Below are 22352 nucleotides of genomic sequence, written 5' to 3' on the forward strand. Positions count from 1 at the left end.
TCAGACGGCGACCGAGAGGACGCTGCGCCAGGCCGTCACGTTGGGACGGCGCCGCAGCAGCGCACGGCGCTCGCGCTCCGTCATGCCACCCCACACGCCCCACTCGATGCGGTTGTCGAGCGCCTCGGCCAGGCACTCGGCCCGCACCTCGCACGTCCCACAGACCTGCTTGGCGCGGTTCTGCTCCGCGCCCTTGACGAACAGGGCATCTGACTTGCCCCGACACGCGGCATCGGCCGCCCAGTTTTCGTTCCACATGATGAACCTCCCCGAGACCGGCCCGGTGGCCGAAGTTGGTTGGTACAAATGTAGGAAATAGGTCCCGCGGGCGTCAGAGCGTTAGTAGTCATTTTCTCTAGTCCCGAAGGACTAGACACGTTGTCGCTGCTGGGTCCGGCTGGCCCCCGTCCCGTACGCTGATCGCCATGGCCTCGAAGGATTTTCGCGACTCCCTGCGCCGCGCAGCGCAGTCCGAGACGCACAGCAGACGCAAGCCCGTACTCGTCGGGGCGATGGCTCGCCTGTCGGCGCTCGCCGGACTGCTCGTCGCGCTGATCCTGATCCCGACCACCGCGATCGTCGCGATGACCACCAGCAAGGTCACCGACGACGTGCTCTCGCTGCCGCTGACGCTCGAGGACCAGCCCAACGCGCAGACGTCGCGCCTGCTCGCCTCCAACGGCGAGCTGATCGCGTACTTCTACAACGAGAACCGTCAGGACGTCCCCCTGGCCGACATCGCACCCGTCATGCAGGACGCGATCCTGTCGATCGAGGACGCCCGCTTCTACGAGCACGGCGCGCTCGACCTCAAGGGCACGATGCGCGCCCTGGTCAACAACGCCGCCGAGGGGCAGACCCAGGGCGGCTCGTCGATCACGCAGCAGCTCGTCAAGCTGACGCTGCTGTCGCAGGCCACGACCAAGGAGCAGCAGCGCGCGGCGACCAAGCAGTCGGCGGCGCGCAAGATCCGCGAGCTCAAGCTCGCGATCGAGTACGAGGAGAAGCACTCCAAGAAGGAGATCCTCGAGCGCTACCTCAACCTGGCCTACTTCGGCGACGGCTCGTACGGCATCAGCGCCGCCGCGGCCCACTACTTCTCCAAGACCCCCGCCGAGCTCAACGCGCGTCAGGCGGCGACGCTGGCCGGTCTTGTCAAGAACCCCGTCGACCTCGACCCCAACGTCTACCCCGAGAAGGCCCTGCAGCGCCGCAACACGGTGCTCGCGGTCATGGCCCGCCTCGGCAAGATCCCCACGGCCGAGGCCGAGAAGTACCAGTCGGCCGGGCTCGGCCTGAAGCTCACCGAGTTCCCCAACGGCTGCCTCGGCGTCACGGGCGAGTTCTCGTGCGACTACGCCCGCCAGTGGCTGCTCGCGCAGCCCGCGCTCGGCGCCACGGTCGAGGAGCGCCGCGCCAAGCTCGAGCGCGGCGGGCTGACGATCAAGTCCAACATCGACCTCAGCATGCAGTCGGCCGCCGACAGCGCCGTCACCTCGACGGTCAAGGCCACCGACGAGGCCATCGCGGCCCTCGCGATGGTCGAGCCCGGCACCGGCAAGGTGCGCGCCGTCGCCCAGTCGCGCCCGATGGGTCGCAGCAAGAAGGCCGGCGAGTCGTTCATCAACTTCGTCGTCCCCACCGCCTACGGGCAGTCGGGCGGCTTCCCGGCCGGCTCGACGTTCAAGATGTTCACGGTCGCCGCGGCGCTCAAGAACGGCATCGACGTCTCGCAGACCTACAACTCGCCCAAGAGCATGACGATGCCGGCCGGCACGTACACGACGTGCGAAGGTCTCAGCACCAGCGAGTGGAAGGTCAACAACTCCACGACGTCGGGTCGCAAGAACATGTACACCGGCACCCGCGAGTCGGTGAACACCTACTTCTCGCAGCTCGAGAAGCAGGCGGGCCTGTGCAACACGGTCCGCGCCGCGGAGTCGATGGGCATCAAGGTCCGCGACGAGGACCAGGTGGGGCCGTTCACCCTCGGCGTCACCGACGTCAGCCCCCTCGACATGGCCACCGCCTACGCCACCCCGGCCTCGGGCGGCATGTACTGCAAGCCGCGCCCCGTCGACGAGATCCTCGACTCGAGCGGCCAGCTGGTCAAGAAGTTCGAGCCCAGCTGCAAGCGCGCCATGACCAAGGAGCAGGCCGCACAGATCAACGACATCCTGCGCGGCGTGCAGGAGCGTGGCGGCTTCGGCTTCTCCAACGGCACGGGCCTCAGCGTCCCGTCGGCCGCCAAGACCGGAACCGCCCAGGACAACAAGGCCGTCTGGTACTCGGGCTACACGCCCGAGCTTGCGACGGCCTCGATGATCGCCGGCGTCGTCACCAAGAACAAGGACGAGGCGCTCAACGGTCGGCCCAAGTCGCTGGCCGGTGTCACGATCAACGGCAACCTGCTGAACTTCGACGCCGTCGGCGGCTCCTCGCTGGCCGGCCCCATGTGGGCCAAGGCGATGCAGAAGATCCAGTCGAGCCTGACGCCGGTCAACTTCGACGCGCCGCCCAAGCGCCAGCCCGTCGCCCAGGCACCGGCCAAGAAGAACGACGACGACAACAACGACCGGCGCGGCGGCGGCGGAGGTCGCGACCGCGACCGCTGACCGACCCGGTGGGGGTCAGGCGCCGAGCTGGCGCTTGACCTCCGCCGCGACGGCGCCGCCGTCGGCACGTCCCTTGACCTGCGGCGAGACGATGCCCATGACGCGGCCCATCGCCTTCATGCCCTCGCCGGCGGCACCGGCCGACTCGACGGCGGCCGTGACGACCGCCGCGATCTCTTCGGCGCCCATCTGCTCGGGCAGGTACTCGGCGAGGATCTCGGCCTCGGCCGTCTCCTTCTGGGCCAGCTCGGGGCGGTCGCCCTCGGTGAACGCCGTCGCGGCCTCGCGGCGCTTCTTGGCCTCGGCGCCCAGCACCGTCAGGACGTCGTCGTCCGTCAGCTCCTTGACCTGCTTGCCCGAGACCTCGGCATTGGTGATCGCGGTGAGCACCATGCGCAGCGTGGACGTGCGCAGGGCGTCGCGGGCCTTCATCGAGGCGGTGAGATCGGCGTGGAGCTGGTCCTTGAGGGCTGACATGGCTCCAGTCTCCCACCGCCGTCACACCGCCCCTCAGGTGCGCCTGTGACAGGGTGGGCGCATGCGTCCCCTCCTGTGGCCCGTCGCCGCCGCGGCGGCCGGCCTGGCGTACTCCGTCGCCGAGACGCGGGCGTTCACGCTGCGCACCGCGACCGTCCCGGTGCTCGCTCCCGGATCGACCCCGCTGCGCGTCCTGCACCTGTCCGACACGCACATGACGCCGGGCCAGCACCGCAAGCAGCGGTGGCTGCGGGGGCTCGCCGAGCTGCAGCCAGACCTCGTCGTCAACACGGGTGACAACCTCGCCCACCTCGACGCCGTCCCGTCGGTGCTGCGCGCCTACGGCGACCTGCTCGACGTGCCGGGCGTCTTCGTGTTCGGCTCGAACGACTACTTCTCGCCGGTCCGCAAGAACCCGGCCAAGTACCTGACGGGCGGCACGGGGGTGAGCTCGGCGGGGACGTCCGAGCGTCCGCGCGACCTGCCGTTCGACGAGCTGCGCGCGGCGTTCACGCAGCGCGGGTGGGTCGACCTCAACAACCGGGGCGCGGACCTCGAGGTCGCCGGACGTCGTCTGTCGTTCGCGGGCGTCGACGACCCGCACCTGGAGTACGACGTGCTCGACGACCGCCCGGCCGATCTCACGGCCGATCTGGCGATCGGGGTGGCGCACGCCCCCTACCTGCGGGTGCTCGACCACTGGAACCGCTCGGGCTACCCGCTGATCATGGCCGGGCACACGCACGGCGGACAGCTGCGCATCCCGTTCTACGGCGCCCTCGTGACCAACTGCGACCTCGATCGGGCCCGCGCCCGCGGCCTGCACACGCACCGCACCGACGGCCACGAGCCGTCGTGGCTGCACGTCTCGGCGGGCCTCGGGACGTCCCCGCACGCGCCCGTGCGCTTCGCGTGCCGCCCCGAGGCAACACTGCTCACCCTCACTGGGATAGACTCGTCCGGTTCCCTCTCGTAGGGGATGCACGAGAGCAACACCAGCACGATCGGGCTGTGGCGCAGTTTGGTAGCGCGCGTCGTTCGGGACGACGAGGCCGCAGGTTCAAATCCTGTCAGCCCGACCAGCACCACACATCGAGGCCCCGGGTCTGCGTCAGCAGGCACGGGGCCTTGTCGTGTGGTCGGCGGCCACGGACCTCGATCGGGCCTGTGACGTGACACACCCTGTGTCAAACTGACGGCATGGTGGACGGACAGGGACCGGATCCCGCGAAGCGGGTCGTCAAACGGGTGGTCAAGAAGACCGTCGTGCGACCGTCCGCGTCATCGCCCGCCCCGGCAGACCCGGCACCCAAGCCGGCGGTCCGCTACGGGCGACCGGTCGCGACCGCGTCCCGGCCGTCCCAGGGGACCGCGTCGCCGGCGACCAGGACGACGACGGCCAAGGCCAAGGTCGCAGCGCCGACCACCCGGCCCACGGCGCCGAAGATCAAGCGCCAGGCCCCCTCGATCGACGTGCGCGCCAAGGTGGCCGGCGCCCGCGACGTCGCAGGTCGCGCCTGGTGGGCCGTCGCCGACACCACCACCGACGCGGCCCGTGCGACCGGACGCTTCACGGCCGCGAGAGCCCGCACCGTCGCCGCGTGGCGCCTGCCGCACCTCAACCCCTACCTCGCCGCGGTCGTCACCGGCGCGGTCGTGGGCCTGCTCGCGGTGCTGCTCGGCGCCGCGACCCTGTCGCTGTTCTCGGCCGTCCGTGGCGTGTCGTCGGGCGGCGGCCTGTGGGGCGGGCTCGCCTTCACCGCCGTCGCGATCGTCTGCGTGTTCGCCGGCGAGGCGCTGCTGCGGGGCTTCGGCACGCAGGCCGCGCGCCTCACGAGCGTGCTCGCGGTGATCCTGACGATCATCGCGATGCTCGGGCTGTTCCTCGACCTCGTCGACGGCACCCTCGGCCTCGTGCTGCTGCCCCTGATCGGCGTCGCGGCGTACGCCCTCGCGCACTGGCTCCTCGACCTCGCGGAGAACACGCCCTCACTCGTCGAGTGAGGGCAGGAGGACGTCAGCCCAGCACGCGCACGAGCTGCTGCACCGCGAACGCGTAGCCGTCGACCCCGGCGCCGACCACGACCGCTTCGGCGATGTCGGAGACGTACGAGTGGTGGCGGAACGGCTCGCGGCGGTGGACGTTCGACAGGTGCACCTCGACGACCGGCAGTCGCGCCGCGAGCAGCGCGTCGCGCAGGGCGATCGACGTGTGGGTGAGGGCGCCGGGGTTGATGACGATGCCCGCGCAGTCGTCGCGCCCAGCGTGGATCGCGTCGATCAGCACGCCCTCGTGGTTGCTCTGCACGCTGCGCACCTCGTACGAGGCCTCGGCGGCGGTGCGCTCGACGAGCGCCTCGACGTCGGCCAGCGTGGCGTCGCCGTACACCTCGGGCTCGCGGGTGCCCAGCAGGTTGAGGTTGGGGCCGTTGACCAGCAGCAGGCGCGTCGGGGTGCTCACCCGACCACGGTATCGGGTCGGGACGTCCAGACGGGCACCGTCAACGGCGCATCGAGCGCCAGATCACGACCTGGTTGTCGGCGATCAGCGCCGGCAGGTTCTGCACCTGCCGCGACTGGGCCACCTCGGCCTGCAGCTCGGCGACCTTCGCCTGCAGCGCGAGCACCTGGTTCTCGAGGTCGATGACACGACGGACGCCCTCGAGGCCCAGGCCCTCGGCCGTCAGGCGGGCGACGGTGCGCAGCAGCTCGATGTCGCGCAGCGAGTAGCGGCGACCACCGCCGCCGGTGCGTCCGGGGGCGACCAGTCCGAGCCGGTCGTACGTGCGCAGAGTCTGCGGGTGCAGCCCCGACAGCTCGGCGGCGACGCTGATGACGAACACCTTGGCCTCGGGGCCCGGGGGCTGGAAGCCCCCCGGCCCGACCGGCCCGGCGCTCATGACGCGACCTCGCCGAGCAGGGCGTCGCGCGGCGTGGTGGTGCCACGGGCCTCGCGCAGCGCCTCGACGGCGGCCCGCTCGGTGTCGGACAGCTCGGTCAACACCTGCACCTCGACCGTCACGAGCAGGTCGCCGCGACCACCCGAGGCGGTGGCGCCACCCTTGCCGCTGGCGCGGAACGTGCGTCCGTTGGGCGTGCCCGCCGGGATGCGGATGCGCACCGGCGGACCGTCGAGCGTCGGCACCTGGATCTGCGCGCCCAACGCGGCCTCGTCGAAGGCGACGGGCACCGTGACGGTCAGGTGCGTGCCCTTGCGGCCGAACACCCGGTGCGGCTCGACGTGCACCAGCAGGAACATGTCGCCGTTGGGCCCGCCGTTGTCACCCTTGCCGCCCTTGCCCTTGAGGCGGATGCGCTGGCCGTCCTTGACCCCGGCCGGCACCTTGACGTTGAGCGTGCGGCTCGACGCCGCGCGGCCCGATCCGCGGCACACGTCGCACGGGTGCTCGACGACCATGCCGCGTCCGCGGCACAGGTCGCACGGCTCGGTCATCGCGAACAGACCGCCGGCAGCGCCGGTCTGCATGCCGCTGCCTTGGCACTTCGAGCACACCTTCGGTGTCGTGCCGGGCTTCGCGCCGGTGCCGTGGCACGTCGCGCAGGCCTCGTCGCTCGTGGTGCGCAGCGGGAGCGTCGCACCGTCGACGGCCTGCTGGAACGTGATCGTGGCCTCGGTCTCGAGGTCGTCGCCCTTGCGGGCCTGGGGACGCCGCGCCCGCCCTCGGCCGCCCCCGAAGAGGCCGCCGAGGAGGTCGCTGACGTCGAAGTCCTGCTGACCGCCGCCCGGGGGGCGGAAGCCCGTCGGACCCCCACCCCCGCGGAACTGCCCGAACATCGACCGCTGCTCGTCGTACTCCTTGCGCTTGTCGGTCGACGAGAGCACGGCGTACGCCTCGGAGACGCCCTTGAAGCGCTCCTCCGCGGCCTTGTTGCCCGGGTTGGAGTCGGGGTGGTTGTCGCGGGCGAGCTTGCGGTACGCCTTCTTGATCTCGTCCTGCGTCGCGTCCTTCTTGACACCGAGGACCTTGTAGAAGTCCTTGGTCGCCCAGTCGCTGGCTGCCATCCCGTCCTCCCTTCTGTCAGCTGTTGTCGGGCGCCGCGTCGTCTGACGCCGCGCCGTCGGTCGTCTCGTCGGTCAGTGACGAGACGTCATCGGGCACCTCGGCCGCGGGTGCGGTCGCGGGGTCGACCACGCCGACCGTCGCGGGCCGCAGCACCCGGTCGCCGTGGCGGTATCCCGTGCGCATGACCGTGTCGATCGAGGTGACCTCGACGTCGGCGGACTCGCCGGCGTGGAACACCGCCTCGTGCAGCGACGGGTCGAAGGCGTCGCCCGTGGCGCCGAACGCCTCGAGCCGGTGCTTCGTGACCGCCTGCTGCAGTGCGTCGGCGACGGCCTTGAAGCCGCCCGTCAGCTCGCCGTGCTCGTCGGCACGGGCGAGGTCGTCGAGCACCGTCAGGAGCGACTGCAGGACGGCAGCCTCTCCCTGGGCCCGGACGAGCTCGCGGTCGCGGTCGACGCGGCGCTTGTAGTTGACGTACTCGGCCTGGAGGCGCTGCAGGTCGAGCGTGCGCTCCTCCAGCTGCTTCTCGACCGTGGGCTCGGCCGGGGCCGGGGCCGGCTCAGTCTCCTGAGCCGGCTCCACGACCTCGTCCTCGGGGGCCGTGCCCTCGGGATCGCTCACTTGGCGTCCTTGTCGGCGTCGTCCTCGTCGACGATCTCGGCGTCGACGACGTCGTCGTCATCGGCCGACTCGCCGGCGGGGGCGCCCGCATCGGCGCCGGAGGCCTGCGCCTCGGCGGCCGCGGCGGCGTACATCGCCTCGCCCATCTTCGAGCTCGACTCGCCGAGCTTGGTCACGGCCGCCTGCACGGCGTCCGCGTCCTCGCCCTTGAGCGTCTCGTTGAGGGCGTCGAGGTCGGCCTGGACCTCGGCCTTGACCTCGTCACCGACCTTGTCGCCGTTCTCCGCGAGGAACTTCTCGGTGGAGTGCGACAGCGACTCGGCCTGGTTGCGGGTCTCGACGGCCTCGCGACGCTTCTTGTCCTCGTCGGCGTACGCCTCGGCGTCCTTGACCATCTTGTCGATGTCGTCCTTGCTGAGCGCCGAGCCGCCGGTGATCGTCATCGACTGCTCCTTGCCGGTGCCACGGTCCTTGGCGGACACGTTGACGATGCCGTTGGCGTCGATGTCGAACGTGACCTCGATCTGCGGCACGCCACGCGGCGCCGGCGGGAGTCCCGTCAGCTCGAACGTGGCCAGCAGCTGGTTGCCGGACGCCATCTCGCGCTCGCCCTGGTAGACCTGGATCGCGACGGACGGCTGGTTGTCGTCGGCCGTCGTGAAGACCTCGGACCGCTTGGTCGGGATCGTCGTGTTGCGCTCGATGAGCTTGGTCATGACGCCGCCCTTGGTCTCGATGCCGAGGCTCAGCGGGGTGACGTCGAGGAGCAGGACGTCCTTGACCTCGCCCTTCAGCACGCCGGCCTGCAGGCTGGCGCCCAGCGCGACGACCTCGTCGGGGTTGACGCCCTTGTTGGGCTCCTTGCCGCCCGTGAGGGTCTTGACGACCTCGGTGACGGCGGGCATGCGGGTCGAGCCGCCGACCAGGACGACGTGGTCGATGTCGGCGAGCTTGATGCCGGCGTCCTTGATGACGTTGTTGAACGGCGCCTTGGTGCGCTCGAGCAGCGACGACGTGATCTTCTCGAACTCGGCGCGGGTCAGCGTCTCGTCGAGGAAGACGGGGTTGCCGTCCTGGACCGTGATGTAGGGCAGGTTGATCGCGGTGCTCGACGAGCTGGAGAGCTCGATCTTGGCGCGCTCGGCGGCCTCGCGGATGCGGGGCATGGCCATCTTGTCCTTGGTCAGGTCGACGCCCGTGCTGCTCTTGAAGCGGTTGACGACCCAGTCGACGATCGCCTGGTCCCAGTCGTCGCCGCCGAGGTGGTTGTCGCCGCTCGTGGCCTTGACCTCGATGACGCCGTCACCGATCTCGAGCAGGGACACGTCGAACGTGCCGCCACCGAGGTCGAAGACGAGGATCGTCTGGTCGTCGGCCTTGTCGAGGCCGTAGGCCAGCGCGGCCGCGGTGGGCTCGTTGATGATGCGGCTGACGTTGAGGCCTGCGATCTCGCCGGCCTCCTTGGTCGCCTGGCGCTGGTGGTCGTTGAAGTACGCCGGCACCGTGATGACCGCGTCGGTGACCGTCTCGCCCAGGTAGGCCTCGGCGTCGCGCTTGAGCTTGGCGAGGATGAACGCCGAGATCTGCTGCGGGTTGAACGTCTTGCCGTCGATGTCGTCGGTCTTCCAGTCGGTGCCGACGTGGCGCTTGACCGAACGGATCGTGCGATCGACGTTCGTGACGCCCTGGCGCTTGGCGACCTCGCCGGCCAGGACCTCGCCGTCCTTGGCGAACGCGACGACCGACGGGGTCGTGCGGGCGCCCTCGGCGTTCGCGATGACGGTGGGCTCGCCACCCTCGAGGACCGCGACGACCGAGTTGGTGGTGCCCAGGTCAATTCCGACCGCTCTTGCCATGGTGTTTCCTCCTGCTGTGGGGTGAACTGTGGTGTCGTGACGATAAGTCGCAGAGACTTCAAGCATGTGTGTCAACTGACTTGAGTCTGATCGTATCAACCTCGCTCAAGCCGTCGCTATTCCACCCCGGACAGCTTTTCGCGTTACTTTTCTCGTATGCGCACACTGACCCGCCGCGTCGCGGCCCTGGCCATCGTCTCGTCCCTCACCCTCGCCGGTTGCGGCGGAAGTGACGGCGGCAGCGACGACTCCTCCTCCGACAACGACTCCTCGTCGTCCGCCACGACGGACGCACCCGACGACGACACCGACTCCGGCTCGGACGTCGCCCCCGCGACGGGCGACGTGATCAGCGGCACCGGCTTCTCGTTCAACGCCCCCGAGGGCTGGACCGACGCCAAGGACGTCCTGCCGTCGGCCCTGGCCGTCGCCGCCAACCGCAGCGACGCCGACGGCTTCAGCGACAACATCAACGTCATCGAGGACAAGACCATCGTCGACGTCGACCGCGACGACCTCGAGGCCGCCGTCAAGCGCGTGCTCGAGGGCGTCAACGCCCAGGACGTCACGATCAAGGACCCCGTCGACGTCGCCGGCGAGGAGGCCGTGACGGTCGCCGCGGTCCTCGAGCAGAACGGCACCAAGTACCGCACCGAGCAGTTTGCGGTCTCGCACGACGGCAAGGGCTACGTCGTGACGTTCTCGTTCAGCGACACGGTCTCCGAGGACGACCGCGAGGACCTCACCGACTCGGTGCTGGAGACGTGGAAGTGGAGCTGACGGGTTCCGCTCCTCGGCCGGACCGGGAGGCGTCGGCGACGACGATCCTGGCCCTGCTGTGGGAGACCACGGACCGGCAGGTCAGCCGCGAGATCGCGCATCTGGCCGACATCGCCGCCGACACCGACGACGACGGCTCGCACGTCGCGCCCCCGGGGCTCGTCATGCCGTCGACGGGGTGCATCACGACCCGGGTCGTCGCCACGGCGCGCGGCCACGAGGGCGTCACCGAGTCGATGCGGGTCGCGGTCTGGCCGACGGCCGAGGGCGACGACCCCGCGTTCGTCGTGACGCGCTCCGACTCCGACCGCACGCTCCCCGTCGCGCTGCGCGACGTCGAGCCCGAGGTGACCGACCACCTGCGCGGACAGGTCAACGACTTCATCGCCGCGATCATCGCCCAGATGGTCGCCGAGCTCGACGTCAAGATGCAGCGCACCTACATCCGCGAGTCGCAGGGCGACGTGGCCGAGTACACCGAGAACTGACCCGCACGCACCACTGGGCCTGTCCTCCCGCTCGCGGGGGGACAGGCCCAGCGTGTCGGATCAGCCGACGTGGGCGTGCGGCGCGGCCGCGTGCCTGCCGGCGTCAGCGTCCGCGCCCTCGGCGAGGTGCCGCTCGAGCGACTCGCCCTCGATGTCGAGGTTGGGCAGCGCCTTGTCGAGCCACTTCGGCATCCACCACATGCGGTCGCCCATCAGCGCCATGAACGCCGGGACGATCGTCATGCGGACGAGGAACGCGTCGGCCAGGACGCCGACCGCGAGACCGAAGCCGATCGACTTGATGATGATGTCGTCGCCCAGCGCGAAGCCGCCGAACACGCCGATCATGATGGCCGCGGCCGCCGTCACGACGCGAGCGCCGTACTGGAACCCGAGGACGACGGACTCGCGCGCGGGCCGGCCGTGCACGTACTCCTCACGCATCCGCGACACCAGGAAGACCTCGTAGTCCATCGCGAGGCCGAACAGGATGCCCGTCAGCAGCAGCGGCAGCATGAACAGCACCGGCCCGGACGTGTCGACGCCGATCAGGTCGGCGAGCCAGCCCCACTGGAACACCGCGACCGTCGCGCCCAGGGCGACGCCGACCGACAGCAGGAACCCGAGGACGGCCTTGAGGGGCACGAGGACCGAGCGGAACACGATCGTCAGCAGGACGAACGCGAGGCCGACCACGACGAGCAGGTACTTCGGGAACGCGTCGGCGAGGCTTTCGGAGATGTCGACGCCGAGCGCCGTCTGACCGGTCACGAGCACATCGGCACCCGTCGACTGCTCGACGCTTCCGACGGCGCCGCGGATGTCGTCGACGAGCTGCTGCGTCGCCGCCTCGGACGGACCGCTCTTCGGGATGACGCTGATGATCGCGTAGCCCGTGGCCTGCAGGTCGTCGAGGTAGGTCTGCGTGGCCGCGGTGTCGGACGGGTCGGGCGCCGGCGGCACGACCGCCGCGACGTCCTTGTCGATGCTCTCGACCCGCTGGACCGTCGCGTCGACCGCGGCGGCCGGGTCGGCGGCGTCCTTCGTGTCGACGACGACCAGCAGCGGGCCGTTGGTGCCGGCTCCGAAGTCGTCGGAGATCAGGTCGTAGGCGACGCGCGGGCCGCTGCCCTCGGCGGCGGTGCCGTTGTCCGGCAGGGCGAGCTGCATCGAGGCGACCGGGATCGCGATGACGCCGGCCACGACCAGGCCGCCGACGAACGTGACGAGCTTGTTCCTGGTGACGAAGTCGGCCCAGCGGCGCCCGTTGGTGCGGCTCACGGACTGGTCCTCGGGGTCGCGGGCGTTGATGAACGGCAGCTTGCCCCACCCGATGTTGCGCCCGGCGAAGCCGAACAGGGCCGGCAGCAGCGTGAGGGCGATCAGCACCGCGACGGCGACGGTGGCGGCGGCCGCCAGACCCATCTCGGTCAGGAACGCGATGTTGACGACCGACAGGCCCGCGAGCGCGATGACGACCGTGAGGCCCGCGAAGACGACGGCCGACCCGGCGGTGCCGACGGCCCGGCCGGCGGCCTCCTCGCGGTCGCGACCGAGGTGGATCTCGTGCCGGTAGCGCGAGACGATGAACAGGGCGTAGTCGATCCCGACCGCCAGGCCCAGCATCGTGGCCAGGATCGGGGTGGTCGAGCCCAGGTCGACGAAGCCCGTCAGCGTCGTGATCGACGCGACGCCGATGCCGACGCCGATGAGCGCGGTCAGCAGCGGCATGCCCGCCACGAGCAGCGAGCCGAACGTGATCAGCAGGACGATGATCGCGATGCCGATCCCGATGAGCTCGGCGGTGCCGCCGTGCGGCACCTCCTGGAGCGCGTCGCCGCCGATCGCGACCGTCAGGCCCGCGTCGCGCGCCGCCTCGGGCGCGTCCTCGAGCGCCGTGCGGTCGGCGTCGGTCAGCTCGATCGAGTTCTTGGCGTACGACACCGAGGAGTAGGCCGTGCGCCCGTCCTCGGAGATCGTGCCGGCGAACGGGTCGGTGGCGGCGATGACGTTCTTGGAGTCGATCGCGGCGAGCGTCTCGTCGACCAGCGCCTTGTTCGTCGCGTCGTCGAGCCGCTGGCCCTCGGGCGCCTGGAAGACGATCTGCGCCTGCGCCCCGTCGGGCGCGGCGTCGGGCGTTCGCTCCTTGATCAGGTCGAAGGCCTGCGACGACTCGATGCCCGGCACGCTGAACTCGTCGGACGTCTTGCCCGCGAGCGTCTGCGAGGCCACGCCGACGACGAGCAGCAGGCCGATCCAGAACGACAGGACGGTCCAGCGGTGCCGGAACGACCAGCGTCCGAGGCGGTAGAGGTGCCAAGCCATGGTGTGTGTCTCCCTCGAGTGGTGCGGTGTCAGTGGATGCCGAGGGCGGGCAGCAGCGCGCCGTCGACGTAGGAACGGAGGAAATCGCCGGACGGCTCGTCGCCCTCCAGCAGGTGGTGCAGGACGATCGGCGCGATGAAGACGTAGTCGACGAAGGCGAGGGCCGGGCAGTCGGCGGCGACCTCGCCGCGGTCGACGGCCCGGCGGACGACGGCCCGGATGCTCTCGCGCCCGGGCTCGAGGATCTGCGTGCGCACGGCGTCGCCCAGCTCGGGGTCGTGCCGGACGGCGTGCATGATCGCGGCGATCAGGTCGGCGTCGTGCTCGTGGCCCTTGGCCTCGCCACGGTCGACCATGAGGTGCAGGTCGCCGCGCAGCGAACCCGTGTCGGGGACCTCGGGGTCGATCTCGCCGACGCAGGTCAGCGCCTCGACGACGAGCGCCGACTTGCTGCCCCACTGCCGGTACAGCGTGGCCTTGCTGGACCGCGTCGCCTCGGCGACCTGGTCCATCGTGAGCTTCTCGTAGCCGTGCTCGGCGACGAGCGCGAGGGTGCCGACGTACAGCTCGCTGAGACGTTCGTCCGTCATGCGAGCCATCAGAACCTCCATCAGTACGAAACCGTTTCGTTTCGATGCTAGTCGCGGGCCGACTCCCACACCAATCCCGTGTCGATGACGTGCGTCACACGCCGTCGATGTCCGCCCCGGCCGATAGCGTCGCGCCATGCAGCGCTTCGACGACGACGAGCGGCGCCGCCGCATCGGGCTCAGGCACCGGCTCGCCGACGGCACCCGCGACCACGACCTGGCGGCGGCCGCAGCGAGCGTCGTCGCCCTGCACGGCACCGACCCGGGCTCGACGTTCGTCTCCGCCTGGGCCCGCTGCGACGACGGTCTCGGTGTCGCCGAGGTCGAGCGGGCGCTCTACGACGACCGGACGCTCGTGCGCGTCATGGCGATGCGCCGCACGGTCTTCGTGGCGCCCGTCGACGACGTCCCCGTGCTGCTCGCCGGAGCCGCCGACGACGTCGCCCGCGAGGAGCGCCGCAAGCTCGTCGCCCTGCTCGGGGCCGGTGGCGTCGATGAGCCCGACGCCTGGCTGCGCCGGGTCGAGCAGGTGGCCGTCGACGTCGTCGCACGGCTCGGCGAGGCCACGCCGGCCGATCTGGTCGCCGCCGACGAGCGCCTGGCCACGACGGTCGTGATGGCGCCGGGCACCCGCAACGAGACGACGGTGCGCATCGCGAGCCGGGTGCTGACGGTGCTCGGCGCGCAGGGCCGCGTGGTGCGCGGGCGCCCCAAGGGCTCGTGGACCTCGACGCAGTTCCGCTGGTCGACGCTGGCCGACTGGTCACCCGCGGCGGCTGTCGCGATCGACCCGCGGCAGGCCGAGGCCGACCTGGCCCGCCGGTGGCTGGCGCGATTCGGCCCCGCGCCCGAGGCCGACCTGACGTGGTGGACCAGGTGGACCAAGACCCGCACGCGCCGCGCGCTCGCGGCGATCGACGCCGTCGAGGTCGACCTCGGCGGCGTCGGGGGCGGGCCGGCGTGGGCACTGGCCGACGACCTCGAGCCGACGCCGGACGTCGGGCCGTGGGTGGCGCTGCTGCCGGCCCTCGACGCCACACCGATGGGCTGGAAGCACCGAGACTTCTACCTCGGCGACCACGGGCCGGCCCTGTTCGACACGACCGGCAACATCGCGGGCACCGCGTGGTGCGACGGCCGCGTCGTCGGTGGGTGGGTGCACCTGCCGGGCGGGCAGGTCGCCGTGCGCCTGCTCGACGACATCGGCTCCGAGGCGTCCGCCGCGCTCGCGATGCGCGCCGAGCGACTCGCAGCGACGATCGGCGACGTGCGCCTGACCCCCCGCGGCCGCCGGACCGCCCCGCTCGAGCGGAAGCTCCTCGACACCTGACGACCGAACATTTGAACATGTTCAATTCTGCGCTATGGTGGTCGCACGAGCTGAACACGTCCACACAGAGGATCGACCCATGGACTACACCGTCGCCACCTACCTCGCCTACCTGCTGACCGCCGTGCCCATCACGATCTGGGTCGCCGCGACCCTGTCGCGCAACGGGCGCGTGTTCCTGACCGACGTCTTCCACGGCGAGGACGGCCTCGCCGACGCCGTCAACCGGTTGCTCGTCGTGGGCTTCTACCTCGTCAACCTCGGCTTCGTGATGCTGTACCTGCGCGGGGGCGGCGACGTCGCCGACCTGACCGGCCTGCTCGAGACCCTCAGCGTCAAGATCGGCGTCGTGATGCTGGTGCTGGGCGTCATCCACTTCGTCAACGTCATGGTCTTCTCGTCGATGCGCCGCCGGGGTCGCGCCGAGGCCGATCGCGCCCGTCAGGCCGCCGCCTACCAGCAGCAGGTCTACGCGCAGTACCCGGCGCAGCCGCGCCGTTGAGCGACGATGGATACATTGAACGTCGTGACCGACAGCCCCCCGCCCTCGCCGAAGGCCCAGGCCGCTCCGAAGGGCGAGCGCTCCGCCAAGGCCGAGCAGACCCGCCAGTCGATCATCGACGCGGCGATGGGCCTGTTCCGCACCAAGGGCTACGACAAGGCCACGATGCGCGCGATCGCCGACGAGGCGGGGGTCTCGATCGGCAACGCGTACTACTACTTCTCGTCCAAGGAACACCTGATCCAGGCGTACTACGACGGCATCAACGCCGAGCACGCCGAACGGGCCGCCCACACCCTCGCGACGGCGACGACGTTCTCCGACCGTCTCACGGGCGTGCTGCTGGCGTGGGTCGACGTCGCCGAGCCGTACCACGAGTTCGCCGGCAAGTTCTTCAAGAACGCGGCCGAGCCGAGCAGCCCGCTGTCGCCCTTCAGCGACGACTCCGAGACCACCCGGCTCGCCGCGATCGACCTGCACCGACAGGTCGTCGAGGGATCGGACATCAAGCTGGCCAAGGCGCTGCGGGCCGAGCTGCCCGAGCTGCTGTGGCTCGTGCAGATGGGCGTCGTGCTGTTCTGGGTGCACGACGCGAGCGACGGCCAGCAGCGCACGCGACAGCTCGTGCGCCAGGCCGTCCCGGTCATCGACCGCGCCCTGCGCCTGACCCGCATCCCCGGAGTCCGCGGGCTGGTCGACGACGTCGTCGGCCTCGTGCGCGCCGTCAAGCCCTGACGGCTCAGGGCACCGGCGGGTCCGCGCGCGCGTCGCGGGCGCGGCGTCGCGACACCTTCTGCGCGTACAGCTCGAGGTCCGCCCGCGCGCGGATCGTGCGCGCCGAGTCGACCAGCACCGCCTCGGCCAGGCCGTACGACCACGGGTCGCGGGTCGCGGCCCGCAGCCGCTCGAAGAAGTCGCCGGCCTGCGACGCCGCGGTGTCCGGCATCATGACGAGGAACTCGTCGCCACCGATGCGCGCCACGGTGTCGTAGGGCCGGGTCTGGTCGCGCAGCGCCGCCGCGAACGCCACCAGCAGCCGGTCTCCCGCCGCGTGCCCGTGCTCGTCGTTGACCTGCTTGAACCCGTCGAGGTCGATGATCCCGACCGTCAGCGGAGCCCCCGAGCGGGCCGCGCGCCCGAGCTCGACGTCGATGCGGTCGTCGAGCCCCGAGCGGTTCAGCACGCCCGTGAGCGGGTCGGTCGTGATCTCGCGGTCGAGCCGTGCGCGCAGGTAGCCGGCGGCCTCGAGGCAGAACGTCGAGGCGAGCACCAGGTTGACCCACGTGATGAAGACCCGGTCGTGGGTGTTGACGGCCAGCGCGGCGCCCGACATCGCGAAGGCCGCCGCGGTCACGACCCTCGAGACGGCACGCGGGTAGAACCAGCCGAGGTAGCACGCGACCATCGGGTAGAGCACGAGGTTGTTGACCGAGGCGACGGCCGACGTGGACAGCGCCATCTGCAGCGACGTGACCGCGAAGAAGACGCTCGAGCCGACGACCCCGATCTCGCGCACCAGCCGGTCGCCGAAGGCGAGCGGCACGGTCGCCAGCACCACCGTGATCGCCACCCAGCCCCACGTCCACGCCGAGCCGAACACGTCACCCGTGGACGTCAGGGCGTCGACCAGACCGCTCAGCGCGATCACGAGACCACCGGCCGACGTGACCCACGCGAATGGCGGGATCACACGCGTCGGTCCCGTCTTCACGGTCGAACGATAGGCGACACGAGGGCCGTCAGCGAGCGGCCACGACGACGACGCCGACCGCCACCGAGACGATCAGCACGCCGACGGAGACCGCCAGCAGCGCGGGCGCGCCGAACCCCGGCATCGGCGACCCGGTCCGGATCGCCTTCTCGACGGCGCGCCACCGCAGCCACGCCTGGCCCACGCACAGCGCGGCGAGCACCAGGAGCCACAGCGACGCCAGGTTGCTGACCCAGGCGTCGAGCTCGAAGAACGGGCTGTGCACCGCGACGGCCCCCGCGACGAGCGCCAGCGACGTCCGGGTCCATGCCAGGAACGTGCGCTCGTTGGCCAGCGTGAAGCGCGTGTCGGGATCGGGACCGGCGGCGAAGACGTCGCGCGGGAACCGCTTGTCGGCCGTCATGCGGCCACCGCGTGGAGATCGCACATCCGGTCGGTCGTGAGGCAGGTGCCGCACCGCACCATCTGGCGGACGCACGACACGTCGCCGCAGTCGGCGACGTGGTTGGTGGCCGCGTCGCAGCGGTCGCACGAGCCGACGAGGGCCGCGTGGTCGGAGAAGTCCATCGTGATGCGGTCGTCGAAGACGTACAGCGAGCCCTTCCAGAGGCCGTCGTCGCCGTACGCCTCGCCGTACGTCGCGATGCCCCCGTCGAGCTGGTAGACCTCCTGGAACCCCCTGTGGCGCATGAGGGGCGTCAGCACCTCGCACCGGATGCCACCGGTGCAGTACGTCACGACGGGCCGGTCCTTGAGGTGGTCGTAGGCGCCGCTGTCGAGCGCCGCGATGAACTCGCGCGTCGTGTCGACGGGCGGCAGGACGGCGCCGTCGAAGTGCCCGATCGCCGACTCGATCCGGTTGCGGCCGTCGAAGAACACGACGTCCTTCGCGGCCACGAGCTCGTGCAGCTCGGCCGGCGAGAGGTGCGTCCCGCCGTCGACGACCCCGTGCTCGTCGACCTGCAGCTCGTCCGGCGCACCGAACGTCACGAGCTCGTCGCGCACGCGCACGCTGAGCCGCGGGAAGTCGGACGTCGTCCCGTCGTCGCGGGCCGGCCCCCCTTCGCTCCACTTGAAGTCGATCTCCTTGAACGGGGCGTAGGCGCGGGTGCCCTTGACGTACTTCTTGAGCGCGACGACGTCACCGCCGAGCGTCGCGTTGATGCCGTCCCTCGACACGATGATGCGCCCGCGGATGCCGAGCGCGTCGCACAGCGTGTGCTGCCAGAGCCGGATCGCGTCGGGGTCGGCCAGCGGCGCGAAGCCGTAGAAGAGCAGAACCTTGGGGGTGGCCACGGGTACCAGCGTAGGCCGTGACGACGGGGCTAGGCGACGGTGCCGACGTCCCACGTGGCCCGGGCGTCGGCGTCCCAACGTCGTCCGCAGCGGATCGTGCCGACGAGCTCGCGCGGACGGTCGGCCAGCAGGGCCAGCGCGGCCGCGAGCTGCTCGGCGTCGAGCCGGCGGGCCAGCGTGACGTGCGGCGTCCAGGCGCCGGGAGCCGTCGTGGGAGGACGTCCGGGGAGCCCGTCCAGCGCGGCGTCGACCGACCGGTGGGTCTCGAGCAGCCCGGCCGTCGGCACGACGGCGCGCGACACGACCGACGTCCGGCCCGGGAAGACCAGCAGGCCGCCCAGCCGCAGCGGTTCGCCGGCGCCGTAGCCGACCTCGGCCAGCGCCCGCTCGGCCGACTCGTCGACGGTGTCGGCGACGCCCAGCGTGACGTGCGGAGCGTTCGACGCGCCGGTGTGGCGGGCCTGGCTCGGCAGCCCGGCCTCGAGCAGCAGCGCCCACTCCTCGCGCACCTCGGCGTCGAGGCGGGCGTCGAGGACGAGCTCGACCGACTGCACCATGCGTCTATCGTCGTGCACATGAGCGAGCTCCACGAGCTGGACGCGACCGACCAGGCAGCCCTGCTGCGCGACCGCGAGGTCTCGGCGGTCGAGCTGGTGTCGCACCACCTCGACCGCATCGACCGCCACGACGCCGGTCTCGGCGCCTTCGTGACCGTCACGGCCGAGGCGGCGCTCGAGCAGGCGGCCGCGGCGGACGCGGCGATCGCCGCCGGTCGAGCCCGCCCCTTCGCCGGCGTGCCGACCGCGGTCAAGGACCTCACGGCGACCGCCGGCGTCCGCACCACGATGGGGTCGGCCGCGATGCGCGACCACGTCCCGACGACCGACGCCCACCTCGTCCGGATGATCCGCGAGGCCGGCTTCATCAGCCTCGGCAAGACCAACACCCCCGAGTTCGGCCTGTCGTCGTACACCGACAACGACCTCGTCGGCCCGGCCCGCACGCCGTGGGACCCGACCCGCAACGCCGGTGGCTCCAGCGGCGGGGCGGCGGCCGCCGTCTCGGCCGGTCTCGTCCCGCTGGCCCAGGGCAGCGACGGCGGCGGGTCGATCCGCATCCCGGCCAGCACGTGCGGGATCTTCGGCTTCAAGCCGAGCCGCGGGCGGGTCAGCGTCGGTCCGTCGGGGTCGGACTGGAGCGGCCTCGCGGTCGACGGGCCGCTCAGCCGCACCGTCCGCGACGCCGCTGCGCTGCTCGACACGATCGCCCACCCCATGCCGGGCGACCTGCGCCCCCTGCCCGACCCCGACGTCCCGTTCGTCGAGCACGCGCGACGCACCCCGCGACGTCTGCGCATCGCCCGCTGGTCGGGCACGCACCTCGACGGCGTCGAGCCGGGCCCCGACGCCGTCGCCGCCTGGGAGCACGCGAGCCGGTTGCTGGAGTCGCTGGGCCACGAGGTCGTCGACGTCGCCAACCCGTTCCCGCAGGAGCTCGAGCCGCAGTTCAACGTCATCTGGTCGAGCGGCGTCGCGGGGGCACCCGTCCCGGCCGAGGCCGAGCCGCTGCTGCGGGCCAACACCCGCTACTGGCGCGAGCGGGGCGGACGCGCGACGGCGGTCGAGCTGGCGCGCGCGATGCAGTTCGTCGAGGCGACGACCCGCGACGTCGTGACCGGCCTGCAGCCGTACGACGCGATGCTGACGCCCACGCTGGCGCTGCCACCCCAGCCCGTCGCGTGGTTCAACGAGTCGGGCGATCCCGTCGAGGACCACCGCCGCGAGCTGCTCTACACGCCCTACACGGCGCTGTACAACATGAGCGGCCAGCCCGCCGCCACGCTGCCGCTGCACTGGTCGGACGACGGTCTGCCGATCGGGGTCATGCTCGCGACCCTGCCCGCCCAGGACGGGCTGCTGTTCAGCCTGTGCGCCGAGGTCGAGGCCGCCCACCCCTGGGCCGACCGACGTCCCCCGGGCCTCGGCTCCTAGAGGCCGGCGGGCAGGTGCTCGCGCACGCGGTCGATGTCGTCCTCGGACGGCAACGCGTCCGTGACCTTGGTGATGCTCGTGCCGATGTCGGCGGAGTCGACGGGCACCTGGCCCGAGGAGATCAGCTCGGCGACGACCGCCGCGACCTCGTCGTCGGTCAGGCGGCGCCGCAGCAGGGCCAGCAGCGGCACGTAGTCCTGGGCAGGGACGCCCTGCGGATACCCCTCGCGCAGCCAGCCCACGATCGCCTCGACGAACGACGGCTTGCTCACGACGGCTCCGCCCCCAGGACGTACCACCCGGTGTGATGGCCGATGAAGTCGCGCGCGACGAACAGCACGCCGGCCACGATCGCGACGGCCACCAGCGCGAAGCACAGGTACGCGGCCGCGGTCAGCAGCGGTCGCCGGTCGCCCGCGAGGTGCTGGCCGTCGATCGTCCCGGCACCCACGGCCTGCGACCTCACCCCCACGGCGAACAGGGCCGGCAGCCCCGCACCCGCGACGATCCCGAACACGAGCACCTTGAGCAGTGCCCCGACGTCGAGCCAACCGTTCATCGTCCGATCCCTCAGCTCTCTGCGCCGGCCACGGCCGGTCGCCGGGACGACGCACGGTCGTCCCATTCGTCGTTGACGTTGTCGTGGCTGACCACGCTGCCGCGCGAGCGCAGCCAGATCGTGAAGGACACCGCGAGCAGCCCCGCGAAGACCACCAGCACGCCGGCGAGGCCGCCGATGCCGGCCGTGGCGCCGTAGGCGACGGCCCCGACGAGCGCGGCCGCCGGCAGCGTCACGACCCAGGCCGTCGCCATGCGCAGGGCCACGCCCCACCGCACCTCGGCGCCCGGCTTGCCGAGACCCGAGCCGAGGATCGACCCCGTCGCGACGTGCGTCGTCGACAGCGAGAAGCCGAAGTGGCTCGCGAGCAGGATGATCGCGGCCGACGAGCTCTCGGCCGCCATGCCCTGCGGCGACCTGATCTCGACCAGGCCCTTGCCGAGCGTCCGGATGATGCGCCAGCCGCCCAGGTACGTGCCGAGCGCGATCGCCGAGGCGCACGACACGATGACCCACGTCGGCGGGAGGGTGTCGTCGGCACTGACGCTGCCGTACGAGATCAGGGCCAGGAAGATGATGCCCATCGTCTTCTGGGCGTCGTTCGTGCCGTGCGCGAGCGAGACGAGCGAGGCCGAGCCGATCTGCCCGATGCGGAAGCCGCGCTCGGTGCGACGCTCCTCGAGCCCCCGGGTCGACCGGTAGACCGAGTACGTGCCGAGCGTCGCGACGAGGCCGGCGATCACGGGCGACAGCACCGCCGGCAGGACGACGTTGGACACGACGCCCTTCCACTCGACGCCCGTGGACCCGGCCGCCGCGAGCATCGCGCCGATGACCCCGCCGATCAGTGCGTGCGACGAGCTCGACGGGATGCCGAGCAGCCACGTGAGCAGGTTCCACGTGATGCCGCCGACGAGGCCTGCGAACACGACCTCGAGCGTCACGAGGTTCGCGTCGACCAGCCCCTTGGCGATCGTCGCGGCCACCGCGGTCGACAGGAAGGCGCCGACCAGGTTCAGCACGGCGCTGAGCGTCACCGCGACCTTGGGCGACAGCGCGCCCGTCGCGATCGACGTCGCCATCGCGTTGCCGGTGTCGTGGAACCCGTTGGTGAAGTCGAAGGCCAGCGCGGTCGCGACCACGAGGACCAGGATGATGAGGGACTCGTTCACGGATCAAGGGTGCG

General features: G+C 71.3%; 25 protein-coding genes and 1 tRNA gene. 10 read left to right on the top strand and 16 right to left on the bottom strand.

All coding sequences use genetic code 11. The features are described 5' to 3' along the window. A complete protein-coding gene (locus IFT73_RS09210) occupies positions 1-258 on the bottom strand; it encodes a WhiB family transcriptional regulator (RefSeq protein ID WP_056603503.1) in 258 nt (85 codons plus the stop codon). A gap of 167 nt (positions 259-425) precedes the next feature. Between IFT73_RS09210 and IFT73_RS09215 the strand changes: the two genes are divergently transcribed. Then, on the top strand, positions 426-2615 hold the full coding sequence (locus IFT73_RS09215) for a transglycosylase domain-containing protein (protein ID WP_192167367.1): 2190 nt from the start codon (positions 426-428) through the stop codon (positions 2613-2615). A gap of 15 nt (positions 2616-2630) precedes the next feature. Here the strand turns inward: IFT73_RS09215 and IFT73_RS09220 are convergent, their stop codons facing one another. Continuing rightward, a complete protein-coding gene (locus tag IFT73_RS09220; protein WP_192167368.1) occupies positions 2631-3092 on the bottom strand; it encodes a GatB/YqeY domain-containing protein in 462 nt (153 codons plus the stop codon). A gap of 61 nt (positions 3093-3153) precedes the next feature. Here IFT73_RS09220 and IFT73_RS09225 point away from each other — a divergent pair, with 61 nt between their 5' ends. The 3 genes from IFT73_RS09225 (at position 3154) to IFT73_RS09235 (ending at position 5096) form a co-directional block, all read left to right on the top strand. Next, positions 3154-4068 carry a metallophosphoesterase gene (locus IFT73_RS09225; protein ID WP_192167369.1) on the top strand — a complete coding sequence of 305 codons (915 nt, stop codon included), beginning with the start codon at positions 3154-3156 and terminating at the stop codon, positions 4066-4068. Positions 4069-4097: 29 nt separating this feature from the next. Beyond that, positions 4098-4174: transfer RNA gene (locus tag IFT73_RS09230), tRNA-Pro, on the top strand. 118 nt (positions 4175-4292) lie between these two features. Further along, entirely contained in the window at positions 4293-5096 is an 804-nt protein-coding gene (locus IFT73_RS09235; protein ID WP_192167370.1) for a hypothetical protein, read from the top strand. A 13-nt stretch (positions 5097-5109) separates the two neighbouring features. On the opposite strand, the gene aroQ is transcribed toward IFT73_RS09235, so the two are convergent. Genes aroQ through dnaK form a run of 5 tightly spaced genes read right to left on the bottom strand, consistent with a single transcriptional unit; the run spans position 5110 to position 9594 of the window. Then, positions 5110-5553, bottom strand: a complete 444-nt coding sequence (gene aroQ / locus IFT73_RS09240) for a type II 3-dehydroquinate dehydratase (protein ID WP_192167371.1) — start codon at positions 5551-5553, stop codon at positions 5110-5112. A gap of 40 nt (positions 5554-5593) precedes the next feature. Beyond that, positions 5594-5992, bottom strand: a complete 399-nt coding sequence (locus IFT73_RS09245) for a heat shock protein transcriptional repressor HspR (RefSeq protein ID WP_056603520.1) — start codon at positions 5990-5992, stop codon at positions 5594-5596. Beyond that, complete coding sequence (gene dnaJ / locus IFT73_RS09250) at positions 5989-7116, bottom strand: molecular chaperone DnaJ (protein WP_192167372.1); 1128 nt, start codon at positions 7114-7116, stop codon at positions 5989-5991. The genes IFT73_RS09245 and dnaJ overlap by 4 nt, the downstream gene beginning before the upstream one ends. 16 nt (positions 7117-7132) lie before the next feature. After that, on the bottom strand, positions 7133-7738 hold the full coding sequence (gene grpE / locus IFT73_RS09255; RefSeq protein ID WP_192167373.1) for a nucleotide exchange factor GrpE: 606 nt from the start codon (positions 7736-7738) through the stop codon (positions 7133-7135). Continuing rightward, positions 7735-9594, bottom strand: coding sequence for a molecular chaperone DnaK (gene dnaK / locus IFT73_RS09260; protein ID WP_192167374.1), 1860 nt, complete (start codon positions 9592-9594; stop codon positions 7735-7737). The genes grpE and dnaK overlap by 4 nt, the downstream gene beginning before the upstream one ends. 156 nt (positions 9595-9750) lie before the next feature. Here dnaK and IFT73_RS09265 point away from each other — a divergent pair, with 156 nt between their 5' ends. Then, a complete protein-coding gene (locus IFT73_RS09265) occupies positions 9751-10374 on the top strand; it encodes a hypothetical protein (protein ID WP_192167375.1) in 624 nt (207 codons plus the stop codon). Next, on the top strand, positions 10359-10862 hold the full coding sequence (locus IFT73_RS09270) for a hypothetical protein (protein WP_192167376.1): 504 nt from the start codon (positions 10359-10361) through the stop codon (positions 10860-10862). The genes IFT73_RS09265 and IFT73_RS09270 overlap by 16 nt, the downstream gene beginning before the upstream one ends. A 60-nt stretch (positions 10863-10922) precedes the next feature. Here the strand turns inward: IFT73_RS09270 and IFT73_RS09275 are convergent, their stop codons facing one another. After that, complete coding sequence (locus tag IFT73_RS09275; protein ID WP_192167377.1) at positions 10923-13187, bottom strand: MMPL family transporter; 2265 nt, start codon at positions 13185-13187, stop codon at positions 10923-10925. A gap of 29 nt (positions 13188-13216) precedes the next feature. After that, the gene (locus IFT73_RS09280; RefSeq protein ID WP_162248813.1) at positions 13217-13777 is read right to left on the bottom strand and encodes a TetR/AcrR family transcriptional regulator; all 561 of its coding nucleotides are present in this window, start codon (positions 13775-13777) and stop codon (positions 13217-13219) included. Between the two features lie 136 nt (positions 13778-13913). On the opposite strand from IFT73_RS09280, the gene IFT73_RS09285 reads away from it, so the two are divergent. The 3 genes from IFT73_RS09285 to IFT73_RS09295 all read left to right on the top strand — a co-directional run bounded on the left by IFT73_RS09285 (position 13914) and on the right by IFT73_RS09295 (position 16344). Beyond that, entirely contained in the window at positions 13914-15107 is a 1194-nt protein-coding gene (locus IFT73_RS09285) for a winged helix DNA-binding domain-containing protein (protein WP_192167378.1), read from the top strand. A 79-nt stretch (positions 15108-15186) separates the two neighbouring features. After that, a complete protein-coding gene (locus tag IFT73_RS09290) occupies positions 15187-15609 on the top strand; it encodes a hypothetical protein (protein ID WP_197983863.1) in 423 nt (140 codons plus the stop codon). A gap of 24 nt (positions 15610-15633) precedes the next feature. Continuing rightward, positions 15634-16344, top strand: a complete 711-nt coding sequence (locus IFT73_RS09295) for a TetR/AcrR family transcriptional regulator (RefSeq protein ID WP_371811215.1) — start codon at positions 15634-15636, stop codon at positions 16342-16344. A gap of 4 nt (positions 16345-16348) precedes the next feature. On the opposite strand, the gene IFT73_RS19595 is transcribed toward IFT73_RS09295, so the two are convergent. The 4 genes from IFT73_RS19595 to IFT73_RS09315 are packed head-to-tail and all read right to left on the bottom strand — an operon-like array spanning position 16349 to position 19173. Continuing rightward, positions 16349-17320: a diguanylate cyclase gene (locus IFT73_RS19595; RefSeq protein ID WP_192167380.1), complete on the bottom strand. Its 972-nt coding sequence runs from the start codon at positions 17318-17320 to the stop codon at positions 16349-16351. 28 nt (positions 17321-17348) lie between these two features. After that, positions 17349-17723, bottom strand: coding sequence for a YidH family protein (locus IFT73_RS09305; protein ID WP_192167381.1), 375 nt, complete (start codon positions 17721-17723; stop codon positions 17349-17351). Further along, positions 17720-18616: a rhodanese-related sulfurtransferase gene (locus IFT73_RS09310; protein WP_192167382.1), complete on the bottom strand. Its 897-nt coding sequence runs from the start codon at positions 18614-18616 to the stop codon at positions 17720-17722. The genes IFT73_RS09305 and IFT73_RS09310 overlap by 4 nt, the downstream gene beginning before the upstream one ends. 29 nt (positions 18617-18645) lie before the next feature. Beyond that, the gene (locus IFT73_RS09315; RefSeq protein WP_192167383.1) at positions 18646-19173 is read right to left on the bottom strand and encodes a 2'-5' RNA ligase family protein; all 528 of its coding nucleotides are present in this window, start codon (positions 19171-19173) and stop codon (positions 18646-18648) included. An 18-nt stretch (positions 19174-19191) separates the two neighbouring features. Between IFT73_RS09315 and IFT73_RS09320 the strand changes: the two genes are divergently transcribed. Further along, complete coding sequence (locus IFT73_RS09320) at positions 19192-20607, top strand: amidase (protein ID WP_192167384.1); 1416 nt, start codon at positions 19192-19194, stop codon at positions 20605-20607. Here IFT73_RS09320 and IFT73_RS18945 read toward each other — a convergent pair. Genes IFT73_RS18945 through IFT73_RS09335 form a run of 3 tightly spaced genes read right to left on the bottom strand, consistent with a single transcriptional unit; the run spans position 20604 to position 22338 of the window. After that, positions 20604-20879, bottom strand: coding sequence for a DUF3349 domain-containing protein (locus IFT73_RS18945; protein WP_056603558.1), 276 nt, complete (start codon positions 20877-20879; stop codon positions 20604-20606). The two genes, IFT73_RS09320 and IFT73_RS18945, sit on opposite strands and share 4 nt — an antisense overlap. After that, entirely contained in the window at positions 20876-21166 is a 291-nt protein-coding gene (locus IFT73_RS18950; RefSeq protein WP_192167385.1) for a hypothetical protein, read from the bottom strand. The genes IFT73_RS18945 and IFT73_RS18950 overlap by 4 nt, the downstream gene beginning before the upstream one ends. Positions 21167-21177: 11 nt before the next feature. Further along, positions 21178-22338, bottom strand: a complete 1161-nt coding sequence (locus tag IFT73_RS09335) for an inorganic phosphate transporter (protein WP_192167386.1) — start codon at positions 22336-22338, stop codon at positions 21178-21180. Positions 22339-22352: the final 14 nt, after the last annotated feature.

The sequence above is a fragment of the Aeromicrobium sp. CFBP 8757 genome (assembly GCF_014841755.1).
In the GTDB taxonomy this organism is placed as follows: domain Bacteria; phylum Actinomycetota; class Actinomycetes; order Propionibacteriales; family Nocardioidaceae; genus Aeromicrobium.